The 12053-nt window shown below is 65.2% G+C and carries 9 protein-coding genes; 5 read left to right on the top strand and 4 right to left on the bottom strand.

All coding sequences use genetic code 11. From position 1 onward, the window contains the following. Positions 1 to 332 precede the first annotated feature (332 nt). A complete protein-coding gene (locus tag ACOJSI_RS17500) occupies positions 333 to 5255 on the top strand; it encodes a hypothetical protein (RefSeq protein WP_420139594.1) in 4923 nt (1640 codons plus the stop codon). A gap of 271 nt (positions 5256 to 5526) precedes the next feature. Here the strand turns inward: ACOJSI_RS17500 and ACOJSI_RS17505 are convergent, their stop codons facing one another. From ACOJSI_RS17505 to ACOJSI_RS17515, 3 genes are all read right to left on the bottom strand, one after another. Beyond that, on the bottom strand, positions 5527 to 6603 hold the full coding sequence (locus tag ACOJSI_RS17505) for an SGNH/GDSL hydrolase family protein (RefSeq protein WP_420139595.1): 1077 nt from the start codon (positions 6601 to 6603) through the stop codon (positions 5527 to 5529). A gap of 307 nt (positions 6604 to 6910) precedes the next feature. Beyond that, the gene (locus ACOJSI_RS17510; protein WP_420139596.1) at positions 6911 to 7687 is read right to left on the bottom strand and encodes a molybdopterin-dependent oxidoreductase; all 777 of its coding nucleotides are present in this window, start codon (positions 7685 to 7687) and stop codon (positions 6911 to 6913) included. Positions 7688 to 7847: 160 nt separating this feature from the next. Continuing rightward, complete coding sequence (locus tag ACOJSI_RS17515) at positions 7848 to 8678, bottom strand: cytochrome b/b6 domain-containing protein (protein WP_420139597.1); 831 nt, start codon at positions 8676 to 8678, stop codon at positions 7848 to 7850. A gap of 46 nt (positions 8679 to 8724) precedes the next feature. Between ACOJSI_RS17515 and ACOJSI_RS17520 the strand changes: the two genes are divergently transcribed. Beyond that, a complete protein-coding gene (locus tag ACOJSI_RS17520) occupies positions 8725 to 9165 on the top strand; it encodes a MerC domain-containing protein (RefSeq protein WP_420139598.1) in 441 nt (146 codons plus the stop codon). Positions 9166 to 9305: 140 nt separating this feature from the next. Beyond that, positions 9306 to 9548: a hypothetical protein gene (locus ACOJSI_RS17525; RefSeq protein WP_420139599.1), complete on the top strand. Its 243-nt coding sequence runs from the start codon at positions 9306 to 9308 to the stop codon at positions 9546 to 9548. A gap of 64 nt (positions 9549 to 9612) precedes the next feature. Here ACOJSI_RS17525 and mgrA read toward each other — a convergent pair whose 3' ends face one another. Next, positions 9613 to 10683, bottom strand: a complete 1071-nt coding sequence (gene mgrA / locus ACOJSI_RS17530; RefSeq protein WP_420139600.1) for an L-glyceraldehyde 3-phosphate reductase — start codon at positions 10681 to 10683, stop codon at positions 9613 to 9615. Between the two features lie 81 nt (positions 10684 to 10764). On the opposite strand from mgrA, the gene ACOJSI_RS17535 reads away from it, so the two are divergent. Then, on the top strand, positions 10765 to 11799 hold the full coding sequence (locus tag ACOJSI_RS17535; protein WP_420139601.1) for an oxidoreductase: 1035 nt from the start codon (positions 10765 to 10767) through the stop codon (positions 11797 to 11799). A 42-nt stretch (positions 11800 to 11841) separates the two neighbouring features. After that, a complete protein-coding gene (locus ACOJSI_RS17540) occupies positions 11842 to 12021 on the top strand; it encodes a hypothetical protein (RefSeq protein WP_420139602.1) in 180 nt (59 codons plus the stop codon). The last annotated feature ends 32 nt before the right edge of the window (positions 12022 to 12053 follow it).

A 12053-nucleotide genomic window follows, 5' to 3' on the forward strand; every position in this document is an offset into this window, starting at 1 on the left:
CGAAGCTGCCGTGACGAGCTGAGCGCCCGCTTCGCAACCTGTCACCTGAAACGATCTGCAGCGGGTGGTGTGGTGACCGATTTTTCTCGGCAGCTGTGTCAGGCGTGTGATCCATCAGCCACCAGAGCAGGGTGTTCCGAAACATCGGCATGCCACGAAGTGGAACGGCGCGCGGCCTGAAACCAGTTCTGAGAACGGACATGCCACAACTGTTAGAGCGACGAACCTGTATAAGCGCGCGGCTTCCACCTATGTGTTGAGAATGAAAATCCACATGCTGCAATCGATCGATTTGCATCCAAATGCTTGTCGTTATCACGAGGCGCCCGGTCATGGCTGACGCTTATGCTGGCGAGCCGCCGATGCGCGCCGGAGGGCGAGCGACCGAGGGCGGCATGGACTTTCAGGCCGAGGTCGGCACCTGGCTTGCCGCGCACCTGCTCGCGCGCTTGCCGGTCGGCGGTCGCTTCGGCCTCGCCAATGTCTCGCTTCCAACAACGATCCAGCTCGAAACCGGTGACGGCTTAGACGACATCCGCCTTGATCAGGACGATGCCAGCCGCATCGATCTGCAGAGCAAAACCAGCGCAGGTCTTGCGAAAAGCCCGAAGAGTCCGCTGGGCAAAACCATCAGCCAGCTTGTGCGCCTGATAATCAATGCCCGCTATGCCGGGACCGCGATCGATCCGGCCAAGGCTCGTGCCGTGCTGGCAGTGGCAGCGGACGCACCGCGCACGCTCGATGCGCTCGAACGCGGATGTCGTGCATTCGACCTCGGCGGAACCTGGTCCACCACCAAGAACGGACGGTCGCAAGCCGAACGCGACGCGCTCGACCTGTTCGAGACACATGCCCGGACCGCATGGACGGCACTTTCCGCGACCCCGCCCACCAGCGACGATCTGGTGATGATGGCGCGGCTGTTCCGTGTGTCGCGATTCTCGATGAATGAGGGCGAGGACAATTGGCGTGAAGCGTCGCGTCTGATCGGTGCGCGGCTCTACGGCTCCGAAGCCGCCGGCGATGCGCCGCTTCGCGATCTGAAGTCCATTGTCCGAGGCATGATCGGTAACGGCGCGCCCGCGGATCGCGCGGGGCTGCTTCGCGAGCTGCGCCGCCTCGGTCACAATGACGTCGGTGCTGCCGATTATACCGCTGATCTCGGGCGATTGTCGGCGGCAACCGAAGCCGAACTTGACCGCCTCGCCGGGCACACCCGCTTGCCGATCGCCGGCGGCATCCCGATTGCTCGTGCCAGCGACGGCCCACTGAGCGCGGCGGCCAATTCTGGCTCGTTGATCGTGATCGGCGAACCCGGCGCGGGCAAGACCGGTGCGCTGGTCGCGCTCGCGCAGGCGCGCCGCTCCGCCGGCGACACGGTCGTATTTCTCTCGGTCGATCGCTTTCCCGGCGTCGCCATCGCCGCCAATCTCCAGTCAAAGCTGGGGCTGGAGCATCCGCTGGTCGAGGTGCTGGACGCGGCGCCAGGTTCGGGCGCCAAGCTGCTCATCATCGATGCGCTCGACGCCGCGCGCGGCGGACCCGCCGAAGGCGTGTTCGCAAAGCTGATCGAAACGCTCGCCGCGTCGGGCACGGACTGGACCGTTATTGCGTCGATCCGCACGTTCGACCTGCGCAACGGGCGCCGTTTCCGCGATGCAATGCCGGGAACGCCGCCCGATCCTGCTTTCGCAGAGACCGGACTGGGCAATGTCCGTCATTTCCAGGTGCCGCGCCTCGCCGACGAAGATCTCGACGCGGTCGGTATTGCTGAGTCCGATCTCGGCAGCCTGCTCGCCGCTGCACCCGACAAGCTTCGTGACCTGCTGCGCAACGTCTTCAATCTTTCGCTCGCCGCGCAGCTGCTCGCCGACGGCGCAAGCCCTGACAGCATCCGCACCGTCGCCACCCAGTCCGATCTGATCGATGCCTATGAAGACCGCCGCCTGGTCGGCACCGCCTTGCATCAGGCCGCCTCGGCGACGGTCGGCGCGATGGTCAGCCGGCGCCGGCTCGCGGTGCGCAAGGTGGTTGTTGGGCACGATCAGCTCGACGCGGTGATCCAGACTGGCGTGCTCACCGATACTGGTGACCTCGTCAGCTTCGCCCATCATGTGCTGTTCGACCATGTCGCGGGCCGCTTCTATCTTGAGTGGGACGATCCGGTTCGCCTGATCGGCCAGCTTGGCGGCGACAGTTCGATCGCGCTGATGCTCGCACCGGCGCTACGCTTCGCAATCGAACGGCTCTGGCGTCAGGATGCTGAGGGCAAGGCGCAAGTGTGGCGGCTCGTAGCAGACATCTATGCCGACACTGCAGTCGATCCGGTCCTCGCAAATGTCGCGCTGCGGACCGCGATCAAGCGCGCTGCAACCCCCGTCGATGTCGCGGGGCTGGTGGCGTTGATTGCAGCGCGGCCGAACGACGACGCGCTGGCGACGATGCTGTCGCGGCTCGCCCGGTTTGTCGGGCTTGCCGTCGATCAAGCAGGCAGCGTTGTGGCGAGCGAGGCGATTGCCTGGGCGAAGGTCGCCGACGCGGCGATCGCCACCGGATCGCGCGACCTTTCCGACGCGACGCGCTTCCTGCTCCACACGCTATTCGACAAGGGCGAGCTTGCTGATGCCGAGCTGCTCCCCGTGTTCGGCCGCGCGGCACGAGCGCTGCTTTCCTTCGCCTGGGCCGCTGATCCGCCGATGCAGGCGACAGCGGTCAGCGCGATCCGCTTCGTCGGCAAGAGCTTCGCGTCCGATCCCCCCGCATCGCGCGCGCTGCTCGACCGGATACTGCGCGAGCCGCATTTCTCGGCCAATGCTGACCGAGAAGCCCGCTGGCTGTCCGAGCAGATCTTTCCGATCGCGCGGAGCGATCCCGACTTCGCGATCGAAATCTATCGATCGCTCTATTCGCAAGACATCACCGACGACAGCACCTCCCATTTCGGCGGGCAGGTGAGTCGCATAATGCCGCTCTCGTCGAACCGTAGGCAGGACTATCAGGGCTGCCGCTATGATCTCGGCCGGCGCGTGACGTGGCTCCTCGAACAATCAGTGCCGCTCGGCACGCGCGCGATCGTCGAAGCGGCGCTCGGCGATACCGACCGGACGATGCCGCTCGGCGATGATCGCGAGCGCGTCACGGTTGAGGGGCGGACGCCATTCGATCTGTTGGGGCATGACTATAGCTTCAAGGCTTGGGACGACACCGAAGAGCGCCACGGTACACAAGATGACGATGTGTTGGCGCAGCTCGTCGCGCACCTACGCACGTGTTCGCCGGAAGCGTTTGCTGAGACGATCGAGGCCGCGGCGAGCGACTATGCCGGGCCGGCGGTGTGGACCCGCATCCTCGGCGTTGGGGCCGAGCGCGTCGATGAAGTCGGCGACCTGCTCTGGCCGTTCGCCGCCAATATCACGATTCTCCGACACGGAGATATTGTCCGAGACGCGGTGCGGCTCCTTGCTGCGGTGTATCCCTCACGGCCTCTTGAGGAGCGCGCGGCGTTCGAAGCCGAGGCATTGCGATCCGATCTGTTCACCGACGAAGCGGAGCAACGCTGGTGGCGGCGCACGCTCAGCCGCTTCCTGTCGCTGGTCGATGCGAACGCGATCGCCACAGACGCGATGTGCGCGTTACGCGCCGAGCTGGTCGCGGCCGAGGAACTGGCCGGCAATCCCCCAACCCGGTCCGGATCGATCCGCCGGGGTTCGACAGGGAGGATGACGCGCAGCATCCTCGCCAGGGAAGGCGTCGATACCGAGCAAGGTCCCGACGCCCAAATGGTCGAGCAGTCCCAGACGCTTTCCGATCTGGTGCAGAACACACCCTCGTCCAGCGACGCGGCCGCGCTTGGCGCCTTGTGGGCGGCGACACGTGCGACGATCGACATGTACGACGCGAATGCGGCCGCACTTCACGAGAAGGTCGAGCAGCCCGTCTGGGGCAATATCAGCAACGCGGTCGAGCGTATCGTCGATGCCCCGGCCTATGTCCCCGGCACCGATGGTCTGCCGTCGATCGAAGAATTGCTCGCGATGCTGGATCGTCTTTGGGCGAGCCGCTTTCCTGAGCCAAAGGACAATGATGACAGCCTGAGCTACGGAAATTGGGAAGTCCGCGTCTACGCCGCTGAGGCCTATGTCGGCCTTGCCCGGCGCTTCGGCGATACGCATCCCGAACTGGTCGGCAAATTCGACGCGATGCTCGCCGATCCAGCGCCCCAGGTCCGCCTTCAGGCGGCGGAGCGGCTGCTGGCTCTATGGGACGTTGCAAGAGACAGGATGTGGGAGCTTGCCGAACAGGTTGCGCGGGATGAGCCGCACAGTGGTGTGCTGGGGTTCTTCCTGCACTATGTAGTAGCGCGCACCACTTGGCACGACGTCGAGAAATGCAAGGCGATCATCGAGATCGTGCGCGCGCGCCGTGAGGCGATCGAGCGCGACGACCAACCGGACCGCGACAAGGTCGCCGAGCTGCTCGGCGGTCTCACCGCACAGCTCTGGTGCTGGCAGGAAGAGCAGGCAGCGCTCGACTGGCTAACCGCCTGGGCCGGCGATCCGGCCGCACACCGCGAATATTTCACATCGTTCCTGTCGATGCTGCGCGGCGCGTTCTTCACGCGCTATGCGAGCGGCGAGGAACGTAACGCCGGGCTCTCCGATCGTTCGCAGCGTGCCGCGATGATCATATTGGAGGCCTGTTCAGCGGCATCGGCCTCAAGCCATGCCGCCGTGACGCAGGAGCAGGTCGAGGGCGATGCGCGCGAGGCTGCCATCGCAATCTATCGCGCCGCGGAGTCGATCATCGGTCACCTGATGGACCAGCTCTATTTCGGCTCGGGCGCGCATGCCGACAATCGCGAGGCGGCTGTTGGTCTGATGTCGACGGACACGATGCGCCGGTTCCTCGACGATTACCGTGCCATGTTGGCGTTGCTGGCCGCGTCGCATGAACCGTCGACGCACCATCACTTGGTCGAACTCTACGAATTTCTGATCCCGAGTGATCCCCCCGGCGTCTTCGACGCACTGCGTGCGTTGCTGACCGGCTCGGCGGCGCGCCAAGGCTATCATCACGAGAGCCTGGCGGCTACCGTCATCGTACGGATGGTCACCCGCTATATCGCCGATCATCGCTCGATCTTCGAGGACGACACGCGCCGTGTCGCGCTTGTCGAAATTCTGCGCCTGTTCTCCGACGTCGGCTGGTCCGATGCGTTGAAGCTCCTCTATGACCTGCCTGACTTGCTGCGCTGATCTTTCCGCTTATCCGGGCCATCGTTTTCGCACGCTGGGCGAGGAAATGATGTCGTCATTCCGAAATGGCCAGTTCTACCGAGCATCAGCTCCTTCCGCGAAACCATGCGTAAACCGGCTCATGCGCTCCCTGCCGGGTCTGGTCGCGAGCTGCGCGCTACGTTTGTACACGCGAACGGCAACTGGGCTCAGATATTTCCCGGAACCTGCCAGTCGACAAACGGCTCAAATCCAGTCATTCAGCCTCACCGACAACGCGAAGTGCCCAACCCTAAGGCATTGCCCCGCCCCAATAATCCGCATGCTGCTCCAGCAGCGCCTTTAGCGCCGCCGCTTCCGTGCGGTCGTCCTTGGTCGACAGATGATGGTGGCAGCCGTCCATATCCAGGCCGCCGAAATGGAGCGTGACGACCGGGTTCTTCGCATCCTGATTGAGCGTGGCGGCGATTTGCTGGACCTGATCGTAGAAAAGGTCCGATCCCATCAGGATGAGGTGCGCCTGCGGTTGGCGGGCCATCACCGTGCGCGCGAAGGCGATATATTTGGCGCGATAGTCGGCGGCGAGCGCCTGCCTGTCGGCCCAGGGCTCGCCCGTATGGAGCGGGGTCGACCAATCGTTGGTGCCGAGGTTGATCACGATCACCTGCGGTTGCCAGGCGCCGCGATCGCCCTCGACATGGGTGGCGTCGTCCGGTTTCAGGCGGGGATAGATCAGGGGCAGGCTCTGCCCGGCGCTGGTGCCGTTGTAATTGCGGACCACGCCGTAGCCCGAAAAAGCATTGACGCGATAATCGGCGCCGAGCGCGCGCGCGACCAAAGGCCCGAAGGCCTGCTGGCTGTCGGTGAGGTCATGGACCTGCTGCTGCGTGCAGGTCTCGCCGTGCGACAGATTGCCATAGCCGACGGTGTAGCTGTCGCCGATAAACTCGATCTGGCGGGCACGGGGGGCGGGCGGCAAGGCGGTGCTGCCGGCGGCGGGGGTGAAGCCGAAGAAGCGGCTGCCGCCGGACTGGCTTTCGGTGACCTTTTCCAGCCGCACGACATGGTCGCCGGGGGCGAGGCCGGCGATGGTCAGGCTGGCGGATCCGGGCTGGATCAACAGCGCCTTTTGGGTGCCGTCGACGAGGAGCTGGAGGCGATCGTCCGCCGTCTCGACGCTGACGGATATGGCGGTGCCGCGAAAGCGACCTTCGACATAGACGGCGGGCCAGCCGAAGGTGAGGCTGCCGTCGGGAGCGGCGATCGCGCGGCCGCCGACGTGGACGGGCAGGGGCTGCGGGGCTTGCGCGGGGGCGGGGGCGGCGGCGAGGAAGGCTAGCAGGAGGGCGGTGGCGCGTGGGGATTTCATGTTAAGACGTTCCTCGATATGACCCGTTCGTCTCGAGTAGCGATCGAGCTCGTCGAGAGCGCGTATCGAGAGGTGGTCCCCACTATTGCCTCGATACGCGCCCTCGATACGCCCTGGCGGGCTACTCGATCGCTACTCGGCACGAACGGCTTATGTTAAGGGACGGGCCGTGTTCGCGAACGGCTCGTGTGCACGAACGGGCCGTGTGCACGAACGGGCCGTGTTCGCGGACGGGTCGTGTTCGCGAGCGGCTCGTGTTCGCGAACGGGTCGTGGGCACGAACGGGTCGTGTTGACATGGTCGCGCGCTAGATCCCCGCGAACCAGGCATAGTCGCTGGAATCTTCCCAGAAGCCGCCTTTGCCGCCGCCGATCTGGTCCAGACTTGCCACCGCCTCGATCGCGCGCAGATATTTGGCATGTTTGTAGCCAAGCTGGCGCTCGACCCGCAGCCGCACGGGCGCGCCATTGGGCACGGGCAGGGGCTGGTTGTTAAGCGACCAGGCCAGGATGGTCTGCGGGTGGAAGGCGTCGATCAGATCGATGCTCTCATAATAGGTCGCGCCGCCGAAATCGTCGTAGCAATGGAAGACGATATAGCGGGCCGCGCTCGACAGGCCGGCAAATTGCAGGATCGGGCCCAGCACCGGCCCCGTCCATTGGCCGATCGCGCTCCACCCCTCCACGCAATCGTGGCGCGTGATCTGGGTGCGTTGGGGGAGCGCCTTCAGCCGATCGAGCGAAATGGCGAGCGGGCGTGCGACGAGGCCGCCGACATGCAGCCGCCAATCGGCAAAATTGCCCGCCAGCAATTGGGCATACTCCGGCGAGCCCGGCATGGCGGTGCCGTTCGACCGGAACACGCGCGAAATGTCGGCGCCAGTGAATTGCGGGGCCAAAGCGTCGCGCGCGGTGATCAGGCGGCTGACGCGATAGGTGAGGGTCTCCGCGCCTTGGAAGGCCCCTTTCGCGGCTTTGGTCGTCGCGACGCGATCGCAGCCGGCCAGCAACAGGCCGCTGCCGACGGCGAGGCCGCCGATCGCACCGCGCCGGGACATCTCGATGCGCGAGTTTGCGCGGTTCATGCCGCGTTCCGTTCGCCCTGAGCTTGTCGAAGGGCCGTCCTGAGCGACTGCCTTGGCGGGCAGCCGAAGGGGGCCGTTCTTCTTCGGCACGAAGGGCAGGGCTTCGACAGGCTCAGCCCGAACGGGAAAAAGGCGCGATCGGTCGGGCCGGGTCTTCCGCTCAACCATGGCGCTGGTCCTCCGGGGGCGTGCGGAACCAGCCGGTGATCATGGAGCGCATCTCGTTGATCGGTCCGGCCAGGATCACCATCACCACGTGGACGATGATGAAGGCGAGCAGGCCGAATGCGGAGAGGAAATGGAGCGAGCGCGCCGATTGCCGCCCGCCGAACAGATCCAGCAATTGGGGGAAGGTGGCGTTGAAGACGGGCGCCATCGTAAGCCCGGTCAGGATCATCAGCGGGATCAGGCCGAAGATCACGCTGACATAAGCGAGCTTCTGCAGCGGATTATAGCGGCCCGCCGCATCCCCGGTCGGCAGCCGCAGGCGGGCATGATCCTTGATATCCTGCCACAGATGACGCGGCTTTAGCTCTTCGCGCGACGGCAGCACGTCCTTGCGGAAATGGCGGTTGATCAGGCTGGTGACGAAATAGGCGGTGCCACCCAGCACCAATATCCAGGCAAACAGGAAGTGCCAGCGCCGCGCGCCGGCGAGGCTGTAGCGGCTGGGGATGGTCGCCCAATAGGGGAAGGCGCGGGTCTGGATGCGACCGCTTTGGTCCGTCCAGCGGCCGAGTATGCCGGTCGTCGGGAGGAAGATCCTGTTGGCGATGACGACATGGCCGCCGCCGCTGGGCGTGGGGCCGATCTGCAGCCAGGGGCGGTCGTAATTGGCGCCGGCTTTGCCCCAATAGAGGCGGGGATGGGCGTTGAAGATCATCAGCCCGCTCATCAGCAGGATGAAGATCGTCAGCGCGTTCAACCAATGCCAGATCCGGGTCGGCAATTTGTGCCGGTACAACCATCCGGGGGAATGCTGCCGCGCCATGGCAAGGGCTTAGCATCGGCCAAGCTGAACGTCATCCCACCCAATTTTGATACAATATATCATTGCTTTTGGGGCGATCGACGTCCATCTGGGTGCCGTGATGCGCAGCCGGGCCGATCTTATCGAGGGAATCGCGATCGGCGCGACGGTCGCGTGCCTGGCCCATTGCCTCGCGCTGCCGCTCCTGTTCGCTCTGATCCCGGTCCTCTCGTCGGTGCTGCCGATCCCGGAACATTTCCATGTGATCGCGCTGCTGCTGGCGATACCGGCAACGGCCGGCGCGCTGTTCGTGGGTTACAGACGTCATCGTTTGGCGGGCCCGATGATTGCCGGTACGATCGGCCTGGCCCTGTTGGCGCTGGCGGCGCTGCACTGGGGCGAAACGCCGCTGGAGATGCCGATCACCGTGCTGGGCAGCATCGCCATCGCCGTCGCCCATCTTGCCAATTGGCGCTTCCGACGCGCCAGCCACGCCACCGCCGCTTGATCGCACGCCCGTGCAGGCGCGGATCGGGCCGCATTGCTTGCTGGCGGTCGGCGGAAGGCGGATCGACTTCGATCCTGGCCTCAACGGCTTAGCAACGCTTTTGACGATCGGATGTTATCTGTCCGGAGGTCGGTCGTTTAATGCTGTTGCGTACGAAGTCGCATGAGCGTGCCGATATTTTGGGGTCTTGGGGGCTGTGTCTTGAGCGTGCCTATCCCGTCTGCGATTCGCAGTCGGCGGAGCTGATCCGCCTACGGCTGCGTCTGGCCCGCATCCGCCGTGCACCGCATGACACTATCCGGAGCAGCGACAGTGCGATCGATCGGCCGATGGCGACGATGCCCTATCGCCTGACCGGCCATGTCGCCATGGCGGGCTGGTAAGCACCAGACCGCCAACCGGGCGGGACACCGCCTGCGTCCGGTGTCCGTGCGACGAGACCGCCGGTTACCGGCGCGCCTGCTCCGGCAATGCCGTGATATCGGACGAACTGCGCCAGATATTGATGCCGCTATCCTGGGCATGCTGATCGATCGCGCTGAGTTCTTCGCCGCTGAAATCGAGCGTCTTGAGCGCGTCGAGCGAATCGTCGAGCTGTTCGACCGTGCGCGCGCCGATCAGGGCAGAGGTGACCCGGGGATCGCGCAGCACCCAGGCGATGGCCATTTGGGCGAGGCTTTGGCCGCGCTGCTGTGCGATCCCGTTGAGCGCGCGGATATGTTCGATCGTCTCGGGCGTGATCAGCTCCGCCTTGAACGATCCCCCCTTCGCCGCGCGCGCATCCTGCGGCACACCATTGAGATAGCGGTCGCTGAGCAGCCCCTGCGCGATTGGAGAGAAGGCGATGCAGCCGGTGCCGAGTTCGTCCAGCGTGCCGAGCAATTCGTGCTCGATCCAGCGGTTCAGCATGGAATAGCTCGGCTGATGGATCAGCAGCGGCACCTTATACTCGGCCAGGATCGCGGCCGCCTTGCGCGTGAGGCCGGGTTCGTAGCTGGAGATGCCGACATAGAGCGCCTTGCCCTGGGCGTGGATCTGGGCGAGCGCGCCCATCGTCTCTTCCAGCGGGGTCTTGGGATCGACCCGGTGCGAATAGAAGATGTCGACATAGTCGACGCCCATCCGCTTGAGGCTCTGGTCGAGGCTGGCGACGAGATATTTCTTGCTGCTGCCGATATCCCCATAAGGCCCAGGCCACATGTCCCAGCCGGCCTTGGTCGAGATGATCAGTTCGTCGCGGTGGCCGGCAAAATCGGTCGCCAGGACCTTGCCGAAATTCTCCTCGGCCGAGCCGTAGGGCGGGCCATAATTGTTGGCGAGATCGAAATGGGTGACGCCGCGATCGAAGGCGCGTCGCAGGATGGCGCGCCCCGTTTCGAACACGTCCGCTCCGCCGAAATTCTGCCACAGGCCGAGCGAGATGGCGGGCAGATCCAGCCCGCTTCGCCCGCACCGCCGATAGGGCATCCGGCCATCATAACGGGACGGGTCGGCAACATAAGGGAGGGGGAAGGCCATGGGTCGCTCCAGGATGAGGGCGACGGCACTTATCGCCCCGTCGATCAATGTCTATAACCTGCGAGACAAGAGAGGGTTCGCATGACGATAAAGGTTGCGGTGATCGGATATGGCCTGGCCGGCGCGTCCTTCCACGCGCCGCTGATCGCCGCCGATCCGCGCTTCGGGCTGGCGCGGGTGGTGACCAGCCAGGCCGACGCCGTGCATCGGGCCTTTCCCGATGCCGTCGTCTCGCGCGACGTCGCCGCTGCGATCGAGGATGCGAGCGTGGATCTGGTGGTGATCGCCACGCCGAACCAGACGCATGTTCCCTTTGCCCGCCAGGCATTGGACGCGGGCAAGCATGTGGTTGTCGACAAGCCGTTCGCGCCAGATGCCGCCGCCGGAGCCGCGCTGGTCGCGCTCGCGCACGAGCGGGCGCGCATGCTGACCGTGTTCCACAACCGCCGCTGGGACAGCGATTTCCTGACCGTGTCGGATCTCGTCGCCAGCGGGCGCCTGGGCGACATCGCGCTCGCCGAATTTCGCTGGGATCGGTTTCGCCCGGCGATCAAGCCTGGCTGGAAAGAGGAGCCGGGGGAGGGGAGCGGCCTGCTCGCCGATCTCGGGCCGCACCTCATCGATCAGGCGCTGCGGCTGTTCGGGCCTCCCGAGGCGATCGCCGGCGACATTGCCTGTCAGCGCGCGGGCAGCCGGGTGGACGATTATTTCGAGATCACGCTTCATTATGGCGCGCGCCGGGTCATCCTCTCTGCCGCGACCTTGCTCGCCGCGCCGCGCCCGCGGTTCGCGCTGCACGGCACGAAGGGGAGCTTCGTCAAATATGGCATCGATCCGCAGGAAGCCGCGCTGCGGGCGGGTGCGCGCCCGGGCGACGCCGGCTTTGGCGAGGAAACGCCCGATCTTCATGGCGTGCTGACCGACGCCGACGGTGCGCATCCGATGCCGAGCGCGCGCGGCGACTGGCCCTCTTTCTATCGCGCGGTCGCCGATGCGATCCTGACCGGGGCGGCCCCGCCGGTCGACCCGATGGATGCAGTCAGGGGGCTGCAGATCATCGCCGGCGCCCGGCAGAGCGCGCACGAGGGTTCACGCGTTCGCTTCCCGACCGCGTAGCATTGTGCCAAGCAGGCGGCCGGCGCGATGAAGGGATAGACTATGGCCGAAAAGTTCGAACGGCATCGTCAGCCGTGGCGGCAGGACGAGATCCAGAAGCTGCATATGCTCGCCAAGAAAGGCATGGCTCTCAAGGCAATCGCCAAGGCACTGACCCGCAGCGAGGAATCGGTGAAGGAGCGCGCCAAGGCGGACGGCCTGAGCATCGCGAAACTGCACTAATATCTCCTCCCCGGAATATCTCCTCCCCGGCC

The organism is Sphingomonas sp. (assembly GCF_048595155.1).
Lineage (GTDB): Bacteria > Pseudomonadota > Alphaproteobacteria > Sphingomonadales > Sphingomonadaceae > Sphingomonas_I.